This is a genomic window from Nitrosospira lacus, assembly GCF_000355765.4.
Classification (GTDB): domain Bacteria; phylum Pseudomonadota; class Gammaproteobacteria; order Burkholderiales; family Nitrosomonadaceae; genus Nitrosospira; species Nitrosospira lacus.
The window spans coordinates 2,993,280-3,012,616 of record NZ_CP021106.3 but is presented as its reverse complement, the minus strand read 5'-3'; the positions used below and the strand labels follow the sequence as shown (position 1 = coordinate 3,012,616).

At 54.4% G+C, this 19,337-nt stretch carries 16 protein-coding genes and 1 pseudogene; 11 read left to right on the top strand and 6 right to left on the bottom strand.

The genetic code is table 11. The annotated features are described in order from the left end of the window. Nucleotides 1–16: 16 nt before the first annotated feature. Genes EBAPG3_RS13770 through EBAPG3_RS13760 form a run of 3 tightly spaced genes read right to left on the bottom strand, consistent with a single transcriptional unit; the run spans nt 17 to nt 3,557 of the window. Complete coding sequence (locus tag EBAPG3_RS13770) at nt 17–970, bottom strand: isoaspartyl peptidase/L-asparaginase family protein (RefSeq protein ID WP_004179696.1); 954 nt, start codon at nt 968–970, stop codon at nt 17–19. 26 nt (nt 971–996) lie between these two features. Then, entirely contained in the window at nt 997–1,368 is a 372-nt protein-coding gene (locus EBAPG3_RS13765; RefSeq protein ID WP_151898959.1) for a hypothetical protein, read from the bottom strand. Between the two features lie 50 nt (nt 1,369–1,418). After that, on the bottom strand, nt 1,419–3,557 hold the full coding sequence (locus EBAPG3_RS13760; RefSeq protein ID WP_004179691.1) for an Agd3-related carbohydrate deacetylase: 2,139 nt from the start codon (nt 3,555–3,557) through the stop codon (nt 1,419–1,421). Between the two features lie 252 nt (nt 3,558–3,809). On the opposite strand from EBAPG3_RS13760, the gene EBAPG3_RS13755 reads away from it, so the two are divergent. From EBAPG3_RS13755 to EBAPG3_RS15670, 4 genes and pseudogenes are all read left to right on the top strand, one after another. Further along, on the top strand, nt 3,810–4,073 hold the full coding sequence (locus EBAPG3_RS13755) for a tyrosinase family oxidase copper chaperone (protein ID WP_004179690.1): 264 nt from the start codon (nt 3,810–3,812) through the stop codon (nt 4,071–4,073). A 1-nt stretch (nt 4,074) separates the two neighbouring features. Next, nucleotides 4,075–5,562 carry a tyrosinase family protein gene (locus EBAPG3_RS13750; RefSeq protein ID WP_004179688.1) on the top strand — a complete coding sequence of 496 codons (1,488 nt, stop codon included), beginning with the start codon at nt 4,075–4,077 and terminating at the stop codon, nt 5,560–5,562. Nucleotides 5,563–5,901: 339 nt separating this feature from the next. After that, nucleotides 5,902–7,377 (top strand): carbohydrate porin, encoded by a 1,476-nt coding sequence (locus EBAPG3_RS13745; protein WP_004179686.1) that lies wholly within the window; start codon nt 5,902–5,904, stop codon nt 7,375–7,377. Nucleotides 7,378–7,446: 69 nt separating this feature from the next. After that, nucleotides 7,447–7,551: pseudogene (locus EBAPG3_RS15670) on the top strand (hypothetical protein); the annotation flags it as partial. Here EBAPG3_RS15670 and EBAPG3_RS15665 read toward each other — a convergent pair. After that, on the bottom strand, nt 7,518–7,652 hold the full coding sequence (locus tag EBAPG3_RS15665) for a YpsA SLOG family protein (RefSeq protein ID WP_004179685.1): 135 nt from the start codon (nt 7,650–7,652) through the stop codon (nt 7,518–7,520). The pseudogene EBAPG3_RS15670 and the gene EBAPG3_RS15665 overlap by 34 nt on opposite strands. A gap of 138 nt (nt 7,653–7,790) precedes the next feature. Here EBAPG3_RS15665 and EBAPG3_RS13740 point away from each other — a divergent pair, with 138 nt between their 5' ends. The 4 genes from EBAPG3_RS13740 (at nt 7,791) to EBAPG3_RS13725 (ending at nt 13,848) form a co-directional block, all read left to right on the top strand. After that, nucleotides 7,791–8,351 carry an EndoU domain-containing protein gene (locus tag EBAPG3_RS13740; protein WP_051049069.1) on the top strand — a complete coding sequence of 187 codons (561 nt, stop codon included), beginning with the start codon at nt 7,791–7,793 and terminating at the stop codon, nt 8,349–8,351. After that, nucleotides 8,348–8,668, top strand: coding sequence for a YacL family protein (locus tag EBAPG3_RS13735; protein ID WP_004179679.1), 321 nt, complete (start codon nt 8,348–8,350; stop codon nt 8,666–8,668). The genes EBAPG3_RS13740 and EBAPG3_RS13735 overlap by 4 nt, the downstream gene beginning before the upstream one ends. 166 nt (nt 8,669–8,834) lie before the next feature. Continuing rightward, the gene (gene putA / locus EBAPG3_RS13730) at nt 8,835–12,500 is read left to right on the top strand and encodes a trifunctional transcriptional regulator/proline dehydrogenase/L-glutamate gamma-semialdehyde dehydrogenase (RefSeq protein ID WP_004179677.1); all 3,666 of its coding nucleotides are present in this window, start codon (nt 8,835–8,837) and stop codon (nt 12,498–12,500) included. 976 nt (nt 12,501–13,476) lie between these two features. Beyond that, nucleotides 13,477–13,848 (top strand): hypothetical protein, encoded by a 372-nt coding sequence (locus EBAPG3_RS13725; protein ID WP_040852916.1) that lies wholly within the window; start codon nt 13,477–13,479, stop codon nt 13,846–13,848. A 440-nt stretch (nt 13,849–14,288) separates the two neighbouring features. On the opposite strand, the gene EBAPG3_RS13720 is transcribed toward EBAPG3_RS13725, so the two are convergent. Both EBAPG3_RS13720 and EBAPG3_RS13710 read right to left on the bottom strand, forming a co-directional pair. Then, nucleotides 14,289–14,633 (bottom strand): hypothetical protein, encoded by a 345-nt coding sequence (locus EBAPG3_RS13720; RefSeq protein WP_085922066.1) that lies wholly within the window; start codon nt 14,631–14,633, stop codon nt 14,289–14,291. A gap of 406 nt (nt 14,634–15,039) precedes the next feature. Continuing rightward, a complete protein-coding gene (locus EBAPG3_RS13710) occupies nt 15,040–16,569 on the bottom strand; it encodes an FAD-dependent oxidoreductase (protein WP_004179660.1) in 1,530 nt (509 codons plus the stop codon). Nucleotides 16,570–16,901: 332 nt separating this feature from the next. Between EBAPG3_RS13710 and EBAPG3_RS13705 the strand changes: the two genes are divergently transcribed. The 3 genes from EBAPG3_RS13705 (at nt 16,902) to EBAPG3_RS13695 (ending at nt 19,249) form a co-directional block, all read left to right on the top strand. Then, nucleotides 16,902–17,486, top strand: a complete 585-nt coding sequence (locus EBAPG3_RS13705) for a cysteine hydrolase family protein (RefSeq protein WP_004179656.1) — start codon at nt 16,902–16,904, stop codon at nt 17,484–17,486. A gap of 78 nt (nt 17,487–17,564) precedes the next feature. Beyond that, nucleotides 17,565–17,867, top strand: coding sequence for a hypothetical protein (locus tag EBAPG3_RS13700; RefSeq protein ID WP_085922064.1), 303 nt, complete (start codon nt 17,565–17,567; stop codon nt 17,865–17,867). Nucleotides 17,868–18,082: 215 nt separating this feature from the next. Further along, nucleotides 18,083–19,249, top strand: coding sequence for a DesA family fatty acid desaturase (locus EBAPG3_RS13695; RefSeq protein ID WP_004179653.1), 1,167 nt, complete (start codon nt 18,083–18,085; stop codon nt 19,247–19,249). Nucleotides 19,250–19,337: the final 88 nt, after the last annotated feature.

Here is a 19,337-nt window from a genome sequence, read left to right as displayed (position 1 = left end):
ATACGATTCATCCAGCCTATGAAAAAATTTCTACCCGCATGATGCCATTGCTGCCGATAGTGCCGCGGTACATGCCGCTGGTGTTGAACCGCATTGCATAATTGCCTTTTGCATCCAGCACGATCAAACCGCCATCACCGCCGATGGCAGCGATTTCCGCCAGGGTGTTATCCGCCGCCTCGGTAATCGTAATATGCTGCAACCGTACCTGTGCCGCCGTGTTGAATGCAGCGACAGTGCGGATGAATATTTCTCCGGTGCCGGTCGCGGATACTGCAACCGAACGATTGTCCGCGTAGGTTCCGGCACCGATGACCGGCGAATCCCCTACACGCCCGAAGCGCTTGTTCGTAAGCCCGCCAGTCGATGTGCCGGCAGCGAGATTGCCATGACGATCCAGCGCCACGGCGCCCACTGTTCCGCGCTTTTCATCCCTGTCGCGCCGGGATGTATCGGGATCCGCATCGTGATCGCGCAGCACGCGTTCTTCGGCGATTGCTTTTTGCAATTGATCCCAGCGGAATTGCGTATGGAAATAGGACGGATCGACGATCTCCAGACGCTTCTCGGCGGCGAAATCATCGGCACCCTGGCCTATCAGCATCACATGCGCGCTTTGCGTCATCACGGCGTGCGCGGCGCGGATCGGGTTGCGAATCATCGTAACCGCGGCCACAGCACCTGCCATGCGCGTGGAACCATCCATGATCGATGCGTCCAGCTCGTTGCGGCCGGCATTACTAAACACCGAACCCTTCCCGGCATTGAATAAAGGCGAATCCTCCATCACCACGATTGCCGCAATGACGGCATCAATGCTGCTGCCGCCCGCTTCAAGCACTGCATAGCCTGCGGTCAGCGATTGCGAAAGCACCTGCCTGTAAGCCTGCTCGAGTTCCGCTGTCAGCTTGCCGCGTGTGATAGTGCCAGCGCCACCGTGAATCACCAGCCGGATCGGTGAGGTATTCATCCTAGCCGTGTTCGCCGTTCAGGAGCTTACCGAACAGGAGGCTTATCATCCGGACCGGCTCTTGAAACAAGCTCAGACTGCCTCTCGAAATAAGCGGCGGCATCAAGAATGGGCTTGGGGTTGCCGCCTTGCCGCGCGACGATTTCCGCCGTTTCTTTGTAACCCTTTGCCAGCCATTTTGCCTGATTGGGGAACAATGGTTCTCGCACCTTCAGCTTAAGGTCATTCTCTTTCCATATTTTCTTTGTGTTCTCGTCATTGGCATTGGCTTGCCGGGCTGCTTCGTAAGGCTTTCCCGAGTCTGCCCATGCCGGCAGCGGGGCTCCGGCGACAAGGGAGATGGAGAAGGCAACTGCCAGCAGTGCGGGAACAGTTCTGGTCGGGTGGATGCAATACACGATTTGAATTTCTCTTGATTGGGTTGATAAAAAAATTGGAAATGGAATCTTCACTCAGCCAGGCTCCGATTGACCGGGTACACGGTGGGGTGCGTATCCACGTTAATTTCACGTATAAGTTGGCCGCCGTATAGTTCTCCGCCCGCAAGACCCGTGACGCGAAGATGGGGTACGGCTTTGTTCGCGGATAAAGTAACCTGATCGGTCGTGCGATTCCATGTCGCCTGGATAGCAGCCGATTTGGCGTTGAGGCTTTCCGCGGTATGGTCGCCAATCAGATAATAGGGAAGATTCTTGACTGGTAATTTGAACAGCTGCTCGTATCGGGTGATGACCGCATTGAGCCAGTCAAACTGGAGCGTATTGCCGCTCTCGTCATATTTGGCAAGATTCGCCTGATGAAAAAAATGCGGCCACTTGCTGAAGGTCAGCATATGCCGCAATGCCATATCGGCTTCGACCATGAGAATTTCCCGGTAATTGCGAGGAGAGCAGATAGCCCCCGGTATTTCACATGGATTTTGTCCCGCGTTGACAAACCTCCGATTGTAAATATAGTTGTATTCATCTTCCAGCTGGGATGGGTTCGTCACGTTATAAAAAATATTGGTTGGCCAGCGTGGCAGCATCAGTCGATTCATCTGGCTGCCATCCTCATACTGATCGATATATTGTTCAACGTTCTGATCCCGCTGCGATGAGTCGGCGGCAAGGTAGTCCACGCCCGCTTTGGCGGCGGCTTCAAGGAATAGCGGATTGGCGCCGCCCGCATCAAACGCGACGTCATCAGCCTGGACGTTGAGCATGTCTGAATGCAAAGCGGGATCATCGGTGCACTTGCGGTCTTTCAAACCAGAGTGACTGCCGGTTACGAGCACCCGGTTGTTCTGATCTCTCTCGGGGAGATCCAGAAGTCCCCAGACAGTCCGGTTCTTGGTTATCTCCGCCTGGATGGCCGCGATGCTGGTAAAGGTAGCATAATCACAAGGGGTGCCTACTGGAACCGGCGCTTTATCCATGTCTGAATGAGCGAAGGTGTGGTTGATGAAGCGGAAATTTGTTTTGTTGGCGACTACTGCGAATACCAGGTCTTCCGTCAAGTTTGCGGTCAGGGACATGGCTTCCGGATCGACCACCGCTCCGGAACCATTGAAGGGGAAATCCAGCTTAAAATCGGCGGCTACCGGATGCGCGGCGCGAAAGGCGAGCTGTTTGCTCACTGCGTTGCTGATATCAGCGCTGTTCAGGCGATAGGTCGTGGCGGGGTTATCCTTATGGAGGGTGACGTCCCATAAAGTGTTCCGGCGAAACAAGTCGTCCAGATGGGCAGCCATGTGGACAAAGCGCGCTCCAACGAATACCCCTTGTGTCACCCAGTTGATGAACTCGTAGGCCAGTACCTTTGAATGGATGAGGGACGAGGCATTGGTAATCGTCGAGATCATCACCTCGCGTACCGGGGTTGTCCGGGAAGGCATCATGTATCGAACAATCGATACCAGCGCTTCACCATTCTGCGTTCTCAGAAGCGGCTCCACACTGGGTTCGGAACCATCCCGCAGGCGGGCGGCATCATTTCGAGGATTGGCCGCGAAGGCGAAGTCTGTAATGGGAAATGGATTAGCCTGGTTCACGTACTCGAAGACTTCCTTGCTGTACGCGGGTGGCACCGTCCAACGGGCCTCATAGTCGTTTCTGCTGGATGAATAGACGAGGCCATAATCCAGGTAGACGCCATGAGGAGGCTGCGGGTCCGAATAAGTGGCGGGCCACCCTGACAATACCGCTTGGCGGACACCGAAGTTTTTCTGGTAATCGTGCAGGGTATCCCATTCCGATGGCGTGAAGCCTGGAACCAGGTCAGCGTCCGTCAGGATGATGCCGTTATAGTTCCCCACACAACCCGCATCCTCGGCTTTGCAGCCGGTTCCGGCCGAAGAAGAGGCGAGCGTTACGGGCGTTAAATCCTGTGTCCTGGCATTCAATACATCATAGGGCACTCCCATCTCATCAAGGACGGGCTTGATATAAGCGAATCCCAGATCTTCCGTTGCCTCACCTGTCGTGATGACCAGTATTCTCAGTTTGACGGCATTATCAGCAAACGCGGGCGCTGCCGCAGCAATTAAAGCCAGCCATATGGCCACTGCGGCCAACCGGAAGCATTTTATGCTTAAGGTCCGCTTCATGAATGAAATCTCCTTATCCCAAAACGAAAACCCGGAAGGGTGCGTCAAATCCGTTCCCCCATTACGGTCGCGTTTTCGGTAACCTGTAATAGCGCAACGGGATTTCCTGACATAACTTTCCGGTTTGCATTCGATTAGACGCAATTCGGCGCATTCTCGTTCCTGGTATTTTCCACGAGATGGACTATATTGAAAATAATAAGCTCATACCGGGCTTTTGATGCTTGGAACTCATATTGCGAGGGAGGAAAGATGGCGGAGCAACGTGAAATCTATAAGGGCCGGGAGGTTATCCTTCGAACCGGAGCAGAAGCTTCTACCGCGAGAGCCACCGCAGGGATCGGTGAAGACGAAGCCGGTGCGGACGGGTCCGAGCTGTATATTGATGGGGAGCGAATCTTCACCGTGCGCGATGCGGGCGGAGCATATATTGCGTCCGGCTTCGCCTTCGACCCCCAACCCACGCCCGCCGATTTAGCCAGGAAGATTATCGACTACAGGCAGACGGGGGAATAACATGGGAATCCGAAAAAATCAGTCCAGCCTGACAGCTTCCGAGAAAGCGGCATTCGTCGCAGCGGTGAAAGCCTTGAAGGCAAACGGCGACTACGACATATTCGTTGCTCAACATCGTGCTGCCTTCATGGCCAGCCCCAATGACCCTGCGCACCGGGGCCCGGCCTTTCTGCCGTGGCACCGGGAGTATCTTCGCCGGTTCGAGCTTGCCCTCCAGCAGATCGACCCGGGTGTTTCCATACCCTACTGGGACTGGACAGTCGACAGGACGGCTGGAGCCTCGCTTTGGGCCCCGGATTTCATGGGGGGCAATGGAACGGGTGCCAGCCGGCGGGTGACCACCGGTCCCTTTGCTTTTTCGACCGGGGAATGGACTCTTACAGTCCGCGATCCCGGCGATACAGTCACTTTCCTTAGCCGCGCGTTCGGCGCGATGGGAGCCCTGCCGACCCAGCAGGGTGTCAGTGCCACCCTGAATGTGGTGCCCTATGATTCCGCACCATGGAACTCCAATAGCAGCACCAACACAAGTTTCCGGAATCGACTGGAGGCGGTTATTCATAATCCGGGCCACATGTGGGTTGGCGGCTCGATGATGGCCATGTCGTCTCCCAATGACCCCGTGTTCTGGTTGCATCATTGCAATATCGACCGGCTATGGGCGGAATGGCAAAGGGAAAATCCTGCGGCAATTTATTTGCCACCCAGCGGTACTCCCAATGTGGTGGCGGGCCATGGCCGGGATGATCCGATGCCGCCATGGGACAATGAAGCGTCGCCGCCTACCCCTCGAAGCGTTCTCGATCATCATGCGCTCGGTTACACATATGACGATGAAGAGGTAGTATCTCCGGAGGTCGTGCCCCTTACCGTTGGCGCGCCGGCTACATCGGCCGCAATAGGGCAGGCGGGCGAAATTGATATATACAGTTTCGTCGTGACTACACCCGGAACCCATGTCATCGGGACTCAGGGTTCAACCGACGTGGTGACGGCCCTGTATGGCCCCAACGACATGGCGGCAATCATTACTGAGGATGACGACAGCGGGCCGGGCGCGAATTCGCGGATTGAGAGAAATTTGTCGGCGGGTACTTATTATGTGCGGGTGCGGCACTACAGCGGCTCATCAGTCGGGAGCTATAGTATCTCGGTAAGCGGATCCGCAGCCGAGCCCGCTATCCCGAGCATCCAGGTGAACGGTCCGGCAGTGCAGGGAACGATCGCTTCTGCGAATGAGAGGGATATGTATACATTCACCGTCATCAATTCCGGCACCCATACAATCGAGACCGCAGGCAGCACCGACTGTTTCCTTACATTATTTGGCCCCGGCAACCCGGCCACATTCATCACCCAGGATGATGATAGCGGTCCCGGAACCAATTCGAGGATTGCCGTCAGCCTCGCATCCGGTGTTTATTATGTCCAGGTCAGGCACTACAGCCCGACCGGCACGGGCCCCTACAGCATTTCGGTTAGAACCTGATACCGCATTCCCGGGTATCCTGGATAGTGCTTAGTCGCTCTGCATTTCCTGCGTTCGCTCCCAATATACATAGTCGATGCAAGCATCCGCCGCTCCGTCCACCGGAACGGCCATTCCAGTTCCTCCTGGACCTTGTTGCGGGAATGTAGCGCACCACCGGGCCATTGAGAATCTGCCTTGTGAGCCGGTGAGCGAAAACCAAGCGGCAGCGAATAAGGAATGCAGCAGCTTTCACGGCAACAGCAAATTGCTTAATTACGTGGATGAATATTCATAAGCATGGGCCATCGCTGTAAGTTCTGTTTTTTCCGTACAACCCTGTTTTGATGGAATATCCGGATGAGGTTGCAGAACCTCGGAGCAACGGTGTTTTTAAAGATACTTCTTCTTTGTTCCATGTTATTCACCGTGATGCAGGCACGAGCCGGCGTTGTCGAACCGGAGCCCCGCGCTCAGGACCAATTCGATTTCATGAACGTACTGGCGAAAAAAGGACTGCATGATCTAAAGGACGAGCGCTGGAACGCCTATGGCCAGTTCACTTATATATCCAGCTGGAAAGGGGCATTCCCGGCTTCGTATACCAATCTGAATGGAAGCATCGGTTCCCTGTTGCCGGGAAGCGAGAGAAGCTTTACCGGAACCGCTACGCTGTATCTGGGGTTCAAGACATGGCATGGCGGAGAAGTTTATTTTGTGCCGGAGATGATTTCCATGCGGCCTTTATCCGATTTGAAGGGTTTGGGTGGAGCGATACAAAACTTCGAGCTGCAAAAAGGTGGGTCTGAAACCCCCATCTATTACCGGTCCAGATTATTTTTCAAGCAGACCTGGGGATTTGGCGGGGATCGCATACAACTCGACTCCGATCCGATGCAACTTGGCACAATCGTGGACAGTAGACGCCTCGTTGTCAGGGTTGGTAATTTCAGTATTATCGATTTTTTCGACAAGAATTCGTACTCCGGCGATCTCCGCAGGCAATTTTTAAACATGGCCTTTCTGACCTATGCTGCTTACGATTTTGCCGCGGATGCCCGAGGTTATACCTGGGGTCTGGTAGGCGAATACTTTCATGACAATTGGGCGCTTCGTTTCGGTCATATCGCTTCTCCCATCAACCCTAACCAGCTTCCCATCGACACGAGGATATTTACTTATTATGGACAACAGGTTGAGTTTGAGCATAAGCATCTGCTATATGGTCGGCCTGGTTCCGTAAGAGTATTGGCTTACAGGAATCATGAAAACATGGGTAAGTTCAGTGACGCTGTTGCCGCCTTCCAATCCGATCCTAATAGAAATGCCACAACCTGCACCGGTTTTAATTATGGATCAGGAAACGCGGGAGCTCCGGATTTATGCTGGGCACGCAAACCCAATGACAAAATGGGTATTGGGATCAATCTTGAGCAGCAGGTGTTGGATGATGTTGGCTTATTCTTCCGGGGGATGTATAGCGATGGCAGAACCGAAGTGTTTTCCTACACCTCCACCGACAGATCGATCTCATTGGGTGCCTTGGCCAATGGCTCCCGTTGGGGACGGAAAAGAGATTTACTTGGAATGGGATTTGCTGCGGGCTGGATCTCGAGTCAACATGCCAGGTACTTGAATATGGGCGGTGTGGATGGATTTGTTGGTGATGGCCGGATTAAGAGGGGTGCTGAACACGTAGTGGATATTTTTTACAGCATCAATCTATTGAGATCCCTCTGGGTCACGGCCGATTATCAGCATATTACCAACCCCGGCTTCAATGCAGATCGTGGCCCGGTGAATGTTTATGGGATGAGAGTTCATGCCGAGTTTTAGTTGAAAAAACAGTAATGGCCAATGACAATAATTCATGATTTGTAGGGACTCGCTTGAGAAACAAGTCACCCGGTGGACGAAGTGAAAAAAATCTACGCTGATGCACTGGGACACCTCAATTCGGGCGCTTGGCTGCAAGACTACCTGATCATGCCGACCAGCAAGAAAGTGCGTAACGTGCTACGCCCGACAAGGGGGGCGTGCATCACCAGGGCCCAATCCAGTGCCGCGCGGTCAGCTCCAGTCTGCCCGCCTGATATGATTTTCTGAGACACGGGGTATTTTATTTGATGCGGCAAGAAAGCAGTATCCGAGCCATACCGGCGGAGGCTGGTATCCGGCGGCGTTCAAAGCATGCTAATCTACCCATTCGTTGCAATGATATCCGTTATGTCATAGAGGAAGGATAAGCAATGTATAACGCGCGAATGACAATTCTTCTTGCATACCTCTTGGCGCTCCTTTTATTCCCGCTTTATGCGCTTGCTGCCGTGGACTGTGCAACGCTACCCCACTGGATTACCCTTGACAATGGTTTGCAAATGAATCAGAAGCATGTTTTTTGCGGGGAATGGGCAAATAGCCGTCCCAAAGGTTTTCATTCGCGTCCCGGCGGCGTGAATCCTGCGACGGTCAGGAATTTTACGGTACAAGATTCGCCCAATTCAGCGGGAATATATACCGGCAGATGGTCACATAATAATAATCCCGATCGAAGCAAATTTTCTTCCATGTTTCCCGACAGCTGTTCAACCAGGCAGGTTCTCAATTCCATTTCCTATGCATCGGCGCATCCGGATCGCAGTTGCCCGGAAGGCTCCCCAGGCTGGGTGAAATGCGGCAAAAACCGGCCAACCCATGTTACGGAGGAGGAGCTGTCAGGTTATTGCAGTAACAAAGAAGAGTTTTTTCTGATTGGCTTTGCCGCGCCGGGAAACAATAAAATCAACACAGCATTTCCCATACGCCAATGAATGCCGATAGCTTTACCTGGCCTGGCCGTCTCCGTGATAATTCGGCTCACGATCTCATCATCGCTTACCTTACCATTGATATACAAAAAAACGTTCAATGGGCGGAAGAGTTGTTGCAGAAAACCAGGGAAGTTAAATCAGGGCAGATTTCTTCATGGGAACGGATAGGAAATGCCTATTGGCTCCGCTTGTTTCCGGATCATGTTGAAATCGAGGAGGATTATGCAGAAGAACCTGGAGAAGCAATCAAAATTTCAATCAGTGATTTTGAAGCGGCAGCCGCTGCGTGGCAAGAATTTGTGAGGCAGCAGGCATAACAAAATGATGTGGCTGTGGCGAGTATCAGCTCAAAAAATTGCCCTTGCGATGTTTTGGAATAATGATGGATGACTGCGGCCTGGTTTCGTGCAACAGAGAAAATGCCGGGAAAATGAACAAGAGAGCCGCTTCCCACGCAGCAACGCTGGCTCCGCCGATTCCCTAATGACCGTCGCTCTCCAATCCGAACTCCGTACCCCGCAACCGCCGCTGCGCGCGGCAATCACCGATGCCTACCGGCGCGACGAGACGCAAAGTATTAACGAGCTGATGAGGCAGATCGACCTGCCGCGCGCGAGCCAATACCAGGCGCGGGAACGTGCACGCAGGCTGGTTGCCACGGTGCGTGATAAGCGCGCCCGCGCCAGCGGGGTTGACGCGTTGATGAACGAATTTTCGTTGTCCAGCCAGGAAGGTGTCGCGCTGATGTGCCTGGCCGAGGCACTTTTGCGTATTCCGGACTCCGAAACCGCCGATTGCCTGATACGTGACAAGATCAGCAGGGGCGACTGGAGCTCCCACCTTGGAAAGAGCCCGTCGCTGTTCGTGAATGCAGCCGCGTGGGGTCTGCTGATCACCGGCAGGCTGGTGTCGACCCATAGTGAAGATGGGTTGATGTCAGCGCTCGCGCATCTGGCCGCGAAAGGCGGGGAGCCGCTGATACGTAAGGCCATGGATCTTGCAATGCGCATGCTGGGCCAGCAGTTTGTGGCCGGTGAGACGATCCACGCGGCGCTCAAGCACAGCCACGAACACGAGTCGCGCGGCTATCGCTATTCGTACGATATGCTGGGCGAAGCCGCTCTCACCATGGCCGAAGCTGATCGCTATCATGCATCCTACGAGGCTGCAATCCATGCCATCGGCAGGGCGAGCGCCGGCCGCGGGATCTACGCGGGCCCGGGGATCTCGGTCAAGCTTTCCGCATTGCATCCGCGCTACATGCGTGCCCAGCGAGAGCGTGTAGTTGCCGAGCTGCTGCCGCGGTTGAAGTCGCTGCTGTTGCTGGCGATGCGCTATGACATCGGGCTGGATATCGATGCCGAGGAAGCTGACCGGCTCGAGCTCTCTCTCGATCTGCTGGAAGCGCTCGCGTTCGACCCGGAACTTGCCGGCTGGAACGGCATCGGCTTCGTCGTCCAGGCCTATCAGAAGCGTTGTCCGTTCGTGACCGATTGGATCGTCGACCTTGCGCGCCGCAGCAGCCATCGAATCATGGTCCGGCTGGTCAAGGGCGCGTATTGGGACGCGGAGATCAAATGTGCGCAGGTCGACGGGCTGGAAGATTATCCGGTCTATACGCGCAAGGTGCACACCGATGTTGCTTACCTTGCCTGCGCGCAGAAGTTGCTGCGCGCGCCGGACGCGGTGTACCCGCAGTTCGCGACGCATAATGCCTACACGCTGTCGGCGGTCTATCAGATGGCGCAGGATGCGCGGGTTGACGACTATGAATTTCAGTGCCTGCACGGGATGGGCGAGACATTGTACGATCAGGTGATCGGCGCGCACCAACTCGGCAAGCCATGCCGGATCTATGCACCGGTCGGCAGCCACGAGACATTGCTCGCCTATCTGGTGAGGCGCCTGCTTGAGAACGGAGCAAATTCGTCATTCGTCAACCGAATTCTCAACGAGAACGTGAGCGTGGACGAACTGATTGCCGATCCGGTCGCCCAGGTTGAGCGCGGGGGCTCAATGCCGCATCCGTCGATTCCGCTGCCGCGCGACCTGTACGGCGGAGGTCGCAGGAACTCATCCGGCATCGATTTCAGCAATGAGCACGCGATCGCCAAATTGGCCGCCGAGTTGACCGCGCTGGAAGGCACGGACTGGCGGGCCATGCCGATGCTCGCCAGTGGCGATCATACCGATGGTGAACGCCTGCCTGTTTCCAATCCTGCCGATGGCACCGATCTTGTCGGTACCGTGATCGAGGCCAACGAAGGCGACATCGAAGCGGCTCTTGCAGCCGCGCAGGCTTTTGTGCCCGAATGGCAGGCAGTGTCACCGGCGTTCCGGGCCATGCTGCTCGAATGCGCGGGCGACGTACTTGAGACGAACCGCGCGGCACTCATCGGGCTCGCAGTGCGCGAAGCCGGCAAGACATTGCCGAACGCGCTCGCAGAGGTGCGCGAGGCAGTTGATTTCTGCCGTTATTATGCGCAGCAGGTGCGCAGCCAGTTCTCAAATGGTGGCCAGCCCGAGGCGCTCGGGCCGGTGACTTGCATCAGCCCATGGAATTTTCCGCTTGCGATCTTCATTGGGCAGGTAAGCGCCGCACTCGCCGCCGGCAATCCGGTCCTCGCGAAGCCGGCCGAGCAGACGCCGCTGATCGCAGCCACCGCAGTGAGATTATTGCATCAGGCTGGTATTCCGCGCGCGGCGCTGCAGTTCCTGCCCGGCCGCGGCGAGACGGTTGGGGCGCGGCTTACCGGCGACCCGCGCGTGCGCGGCGTGATCTTCACCGGCTCGACTGAGGTCGCGCAGGTCATCCACCGTACGCTTGCCAAGCGTTCGCGGAACGAGGAGATTCCGCTGATTGCAGAGACTGGCGGCCAGAACGCCATGGTAGTCGATTCATCCGCGCTGCCCGCACAGGTGGTGCAGGACATACTGGTATCCGCGTTCGACAGCGCCGGACAGCGCTGCTCGTCGCTACGAGTATTGTGCCTGCAGGAAGATATTGCCGACCGTGTCCTGGAGATGCTGAGGGGTGCGATGCGGGAGCTTGAGCTCGGCGATCCTGGGCGGCTGGCCACCGATGTCGGCCCGGTAATCGACACCGATGCGCAGCGTACGCTGCTCGATCATATCGAGAAGATGCGCATGGCCGGTCACGCGGTGTTCCAGCTGCCGCTGCCGCCGGTTTGTGCGAATGGCATATTTGTTCCGCCGACTCTGATCGAGATCGGTGACATCAGCCAGCTGGAGCGCGAGGTATTCGGTCCCGTCCTGCATGTCGTGCGCTTCGCGCGCGACCGGCTGGACGAACTGGTCAGTTGCATCAACGCGACCGGCTATGGGCTCACGTTGGGCGTACACAGCCGGATAGATGAGACCATCGATTTCGTTGTTGCCCATGCACATGCCGGCAACATCTACGTGAACCGCAACATGGTCGGTGCGGTGGTGGGCGTCCAGCCGTTCGGCGGCGAGGGCAAGTCCGGCACCGGGCCCAAGGCTGGCGGACCGCTATACATGCACCGCCTGGTGCGGCAGGCATCAATGTTGTTTGTGCGCATGGGCGCTGTCCGCAAAAAAGGCGAACAGGGTGAAGCGCGCGCGCTCAGGGTACTGCAAGCCCTTATCGGCTGGGCGCGCCAGACTGGCCGCTCCGCATTCGCCCAACGCTGCGCCAACTATGCAAAACGCATGCCGCTGGCGTATCGTATCCTGCTGCCGGGGCCGACGGGGGAGAGCAATACGCTCGTGTTTGCGCCACGTGGCGAGGTCGTCTGCGTTGCAAACGACGAAACCGCGCTGCTTGAACAGATTGCCGCCACGCTTGCTACAGGCAACCGCGTGTTGTTCACTGATGGGCCGATACCGCATATGCTGGTCGATAGGCTGCCCCCAACGGTACGCGAACAGTTGCGGATTGAATGCGACTGGATGAACGAGGCATTCGCCGCGGTGCTCTACGCGGGGCCGGCGGACGACGCGTATCGGCTGCGCTGCGACCTTGCAGCGCGTGACGGCGCAAGAGTGCCACTGATCGCAACCAACGGGCACGATATTCCGCTATACCGGCTGACCACCGAGAGAGTGGTGAGCGTGAATATGACAGCTGCCGGTGGTAATGCGAGCCTCATGATGCTTGGCGCTTGAGTGCGCCCCGCATGGAAGAGCGCTTACCCTCGGGATGCCGAATGACCAGCCGGGTGTCTTGATCCTGGCACGCAAATTTTACCGGCGAAACTAGGGCCTGTTAACACTTATTTTGCACCCGCGACGTCCCGTCCCTTCGGGTTACGCACAAAAAACGCGGATGCCGCGTTACGAAGCTTTGCCATAGGCCTGCTATGGCCTGTGCTTCGCGCCTTGCCTTCGCGTTTTTTGTGTAGCAACGCGGGTGCAAAATAAGTGTTAATAGGCCCTAGATTATTGACCATGAAGTATTTATTCAGGATACTTCAACTGTCCCACTTGAGATCATTAACGCGGTCGGAACCTTTATTTGATGGGCCCAATCTTTAGCCAAAAAAATGTAATTGCTATCGATATTTCCTGGATCAACAATATTTAAATTATGAGAACCATTTCGCTGGTCCTTTCTGTTCTGTTTCTGGGGGGCTGTAGTTCGATGATGGCTGACCCCATGCCCGCTATGTCGGACGACGGTTCAAGAATTTACTCCCTTACAAGTCTGTATGATGGAGAGTCGGGATCAAGAGAGCAGGCGATCAGATCCATGGATATCGATGCCAGAAATCTTTGCATGACCGGATACACGCTTATCTCTGAAGAGGTGCGGCCAACCATGAGTCCGATCGGGGGAGTCACTTCCTCACGCCTGGTTTGGGAAATAAAATGTGATAAGAAACCGGAGGCAACGTCACCCTAGTCCGGATGGGTCATAAATTCGTGGGATGATTGCGCAGGGTTGTATTTTGCAGGGAGATCTCGTGAAAGATTGTCGGATTTAAAGGAAATCAGCTAGAGCATTCTGGCGCGCCCATAATTCAATTCCCCCAATACATGTTCCGATCTCGTGCGGTAGCGCACTGAAGGGAGGGCGAATGCTTTGTATCATACTTGTACAGCATTATTGTTGAACAGATGAACAGATGAAAGGAACCTCGCCATGAATTATTCCGCGACAGCTCGAAATGAAGCCCCGCGATCCTTGCGGCTTATTACCCGATCAGGTTTCGGCATGTTGGGTTTGATCTCGATTCTTTTTATATATGGTTCAGCTCATGCACAGACCGGACCCATGGATAGCCCTCCAATCGGACAATCAGGGGCTGGACAATACAAATCGGGCAAGACTCCTATGGGGCAGGAGGATGAAGCCATAAAAAAGGGGGAGCGTCGCAAAAGCGAAGCTGCCAGGAAAAAACCGGGCAGTTCGAGCGAAAAACAGGAAACGAAGCCCGGTACCGAGTCTATCATTGACCGTGACAAAAGGGAGAGCCACGAAGGGTCCGGTCCTGATCCGCTCGGCCGCTATTAGCCTCGCCGGTTAAGGGGCTTCAGGGATTCTTCCGCCACCGAACTGAGGAGTATGATTGGGGAAGCCCTCCGGGTCGTTGCGGGACTTCTGCTCCCGAAATACCCAAGGTTGCCGCAGTGTCATTTGTCTGACGAGCTTATAGGATAATCCAGGCTTTCAGCATGCTCAAATGGTGAAAACACGGCTGGCTGGATCTTGGCGACCAGGCTTTTTCACATCAAGTTTACATTTCTCGAACGGTATATTGGAATTTGGCGGTAGCGGTGTCTTTCTTGCCTTGAGGGAGTGCTTCAAGCTGGAATAGACGCCCATCCACCGAATTCCCACATTTCTCTATCTTGAGGATGGATCTTCCGATTAACCCCATTTCGTCAAAATCTCCTTCTATTTCTCCTATTTTGAAACCTGACGGGTGCTTGTAGCCGCCGTGGCCCTAACCATTATGGCAACGAGGTGCCTGGCGGCATTCTGGAGGCCTCTTCCGGACTTATCCTGCCGTCGCGATCCAGATCCGCGGCTTCTCTATTTGCCCGGTTCAGTTTATCCCTTACCGGGTCGCTGCCAGGCGTCAAACCGGTCCCGGGTGTCGCACCAGTGCTGGGATGGCCAGGCTGCGTTAGCGTGCCCCCGCTTTGCCCCATAGGGGGTTGACCACCGAGCGGGCCGTTCTGACCCGCATGGGGTTGATTGCCTATAAGTTGGGCGTGAATAGTATCCGGCCCCAGTAAAACCAATGCGCTGGCGAATGCCAGTGATTGAGCCGTTAACATTGAAGAGAATTTCATGGCTGCTCCTAATCAGCTTCGCAAAATTGCCGAGAAATTATAGGGAAATGGTGTTGGGTTTCTCGGTGCGGAACCCCACTGACGAGAAAATGACCTACTGGTTCTGGTGCAAGATTGAAGAGCCGTTCAATGAGACGGAATGGATCCAGGTGAGCGTTCCTGCTTTGAGGTACTTGATGCGATCTCCCTGCTAGAACGGATTCAAGCGCGCAGTGTCACTGTTGAAAATGAGGACAAGTTTTTTGCTGGCATCCGGCATCGACTGGATGCAGCAATCTTCCATGGACAGAGGCGCAACCAACTCCATGCTCCCCTCACGGATGCTCGCATACTTCGGCCATAGCGTGCCTGGAATAGGGCATCTCATCAATGGATTCGGGCGAACTGGAATTAGTGTCATTTACGCTTACGGGTCCAATTGCATCACTTTCAACGGTTGTGCTGCCGGGCCATGAAGAACCTTGCCAGTCACGCTGAACCTCGATCCATGGCAGGGGCAGTCCCACGACTTCTCCGTGGCATTCCATGAAATGACGCATCCCAGGTGCGTACAGGCTGCCGACAGGGGGTACAATTTTCCCTTGTCATCACAGTAGATCGCCATCTTCTTTCCCCCTTTTCGCAGTATCGCACCCTCCCCCGGTGGAATTTTCCGGGGTGAGACAACATCTCCACCTTTCACCCAATCCCCATACTGAGCCAGTGTGTTGCCTAGTTCCTTGAGAAATTCGGGCACGCCGTGAGTGGGTTTCCGCGCCGGGTCGTAAAGATCGAGCCAGGAATTAGTCCTTCCCATGATTAAATCAGTAATGAGTATTGCACCCACAGTGCAGTGTGTCATGCCGTTGCCGGAATCCCCGGTGATGATGTAAATATTCTTGTCATCCATTGGATTGCGGCCCATGTATCCAACGCCGTCGGCGGGCTCCATTACTTGCCCTGACCATTTGAAATCAACTGATCCCGTCATCGGATAATGCTGGCGCACCCATTTTTCGATTTCATCGAAACGATGGTGGGGGTGTTCGTCCTGCCCTACCTTGTGATCTGCTCCGCCCACGACAAGAATTTCATGCTCCGATTTTTCATCCGGCGTGGTCAAGCGGATGTAGTAGTAGGGATCCCCATTGTCCCAGAGCAAAATACGTGGCACCGACCCTTTGGGCACGCGGATTCCCAAAACGTAGGTGCGATAACTGGCTTGTTTCGTATGCATGACCACAAAGTCGTTAAAAGGCGTGTTCGTCGCCACGACAACCGAATGGGCCGCGATCGCTCCATTTTCCGTCGTGACTGTCAGGATATCGTCATGGCTGCGAATATCCAGCGCGCGTGTCCAGGTATAGATAGCCCCTCTGTTACGCTGGAAGGCTTCAGCAAGGCCTTTGAGATACTTGAGTGGATGAAACTGTGCTTGATTGGGAAACTTCAGGCAGGGACCGGTATTGAAGCTCAAATCTGGTACCCGTTCTTTCCTGTACACTTCTATTCCGGCCTGGCGCGCCGCATCAAATTCCTTATCCAGATCTGCATAGCCGTCAAGGGTTAATGAAAATAGATAACCGTCCAGGCGCTCGAATTCGCAATCCAGCTTTTCGCTCTTGACGATCGATTCGACCAGCGCCGTGGCCTGCTGGAAACTTTCTGCCACCAGTCGCGCCTTGCTCGTCCCAAAGGCCTCTTCAATAGCAAAATACCGGTTATCAGGAGGAAAGAAATGAGCGGTCGTCCGCGCCGTCTCTCCTCCTCCTATTTCCGCGGCATCGATAAGAGTTACGCGCTTACCCTCACGGGCTAACAAATAAGCCGTCGTGAGTCCGGCTATACCTCCCCCGATCACACAAACCTCGGTATCGAGTTTTTCCCGCAAGACAGGAAATTGCGGTAAAGCCGTTCTCATCCAGATCGATTGAGACCCCATGGAAAGATTATTCATTTTCAAACCTTCTTATGGAAAGAATTGTGGCTGTGAAGAAAGACCGTTAGCCACATGAAATATGAGATACGAAAAGCGGTTTACCCCCAGCATCATACGCATGCCCGTATGCCAAGAGTAAAAGGCAGGATGCACAAATTCCGTGCGATAACGCACACTCAGCACCTTGCAATTTCTGTAGGGTGAGTAGTTGCAGCGAGGCAAAGCCGGTATAGACCAAGAAAATCCTTGTCTTCCATGACGCTCCTTGGGGCAAACCGGCAAACTTGCCGAAGATTCTTTATGTGTGCTGTCGCACAGCTTCGGAGGTAGAGACAGGATATGTTTACCGGATGAATCAAACATGCATACTTCATGACTCTTCCGCGGCACTCCTTCTGATCGACGTGATTAATGATCTGGAATTTGAGGAAGGGCAGAGACTCGTTGAATACGCATTGCCCATGGCCCGGAATATAACGCAGCTTAAACTCGAGGCAAAAAAGCGTGGGATTCCATGTCTGTATGTTAATGATAATTTTGGGCAATGGCAGTCAGATTTCAAACACTTGGTAAAGCGTTGCACAAAACGCGGCGTGTGCGGAGTCCCCGTCGCCTGCGAACTCTTGCCTCAACGCGACGATTATTTTGTACTCAAACCCAGGCACTCTGGTTTTTTCCAGACGCCGCTGGATCTTCTGCTCCAGAACTTGCACGCCAGGAAATTGATTCTCTGCGGGCTTACTACTGATTCCTATGTTTTGTTTACCGCCAATGACGGATATCTCCGAGGTCTGGAAATTTTCGTTCCATCGGATTGCTGTGCCGCAGTGGCCAAATACAGACATATGGATGCGCTTGGACAAATGCGCAGGACTTTGAAGGCAGATACAACGGCGTCGCTTCAGATGGATTTTGAGCAATTGTTGCAAAAATAAAAGATTCCGGATTAGAAAATTCAAACTGATATTCACGCTCGACCAGCGATCCATGCTAGGGCAACCTGAGGTAAGGACATGACCATCCAAAAACGTAAGTACCCGCGCCAGCAGCAGACTCACCCTGGCGGGAGAAAGAGAACCGGAGACGTGGCACAGCAAAAACCTCTTGCACCGGAACAAAAGGAGGGAGACCTGCTATTGCCTCACGACCGCGACGAGACAACCGGCCCGGTGAGTACCGCATCAGCCACGGCGCATCAAGAATCACGCGATACGTTGAAGCAGGCCGTAAAAGACATCGAGCGCGGACTAAAGGATACCGAGCGCCGGGGCATACCGTCGGATGTCCCTTCCGGAACTGGCAAGAAGCAGGGATAAGAGGCCGGAATTACTCCGGGATCTGGGGCGAGTCCGGCTTGCCAGGCCGTGCTTGCGGGTGCCCGGACAAGCGCTGCGTGGCACCCCGTCTTTTTCGTGCAGGGAGTCGATGTGCGATCTAATCTATTTCCTACATAATTTCTTGACTAAACGCTGGTTTCCCTTTAAATTGCCATATCTCTTCTCTCCAGAAATTTTCTGAAAGGATTTCAACTGTGACTGGTCTTATTGATTTACCGTGGTGGGGTTATATCGTAGTTATTCTGGCTCTCACTCATATCACTATTGCCAGCATCACAATATATCTTCATCGTCATCAGGCTCACCGCTCTCTGGAGCTGCATCCCCTGCCCAGCCATTTTTTCCGTTTATGGTTATGGCTCACCACCGGCATGGTCACCAAGGAATGGACAGCAATACACCGTAAGCATCACGCCAAGTGCGAAACCGCTGAGGATCCCCATAGCCCGCAAGTGCTAGGCATCAATAAAGTCCTGAGAGAAGGATCGGAGCTTTACCGGAAAGAGGCCAAGAATCTTGAAACCCTCGAAAGATATGGTCACGGTACGCCGGACGACTGGCTGGAGCGCAATGTCTATTCCAAGTATAGCGCCAAGGGCGTCGCGCTGATGCTGATCATCAATCTCATTCTGTTCGGTACCATGGGGCTTACGATCTGGGCGATACAGATGGCCTGGGCCCCGATTATGGCTGCCGGTATCATCAACGGGATCGGGCATTTCTGGGGTTATCGCAATTTTCAGGCAGAGGATGCCAGCCGCAATATTGTTCCCTGGGGCATCCTCATTGGCGGAGAGGAATTGCATAATAACCACCATGCTTATGCCACCTCCGCACGATTATCCAATAAATGGTATGAGTTCGACATCGGTTGGATGTACATATGCATCCTGCAATCGATGGGATTGGCCCAGGTGAAGAAAGTCGCCCCCAAGTTGCGCCTCGATTCGGCCAAGACAAAATGCGACCTCGATACGCTGCAAGCGGTCATTTCCCACCGCTATGAAGTCCTTGCAAAGTATGCCCAGTCACTCAAGCAAACGCTGGCCAAGGAAGTTGATCATCTGAAAGAAGCGGCTACGCATCTCGGTGTGGATCGTCCCACGCTAAAGCGTTGGGTACTCGCGGACTCCAAAACCCTGCAGGAAGACGAGCGCGCCAAACTGAGTTTGGTACTGAGTAAAACCACAACGCTTGATAAAGTCTATACAATGCGTGAAGAGCTTATGGCAGTATGGCAACGCTCCACGACATCCAAAGATGAATTGGTCAAGCAATTAGAGGACTGGTGTCATCGCGCCGAGGAAAGTGGCATCGAAGTGCTGCAGAATTTCTCCCGCAGATTACGCTGCTACGCCTGAGAGACCAAGAACCAACAAGTCTGGATTCAAATAAAAAACCCGCCATTGGCGGGTTTTTTATTTGATCTCCGGATTTCTCCTGAAGGCG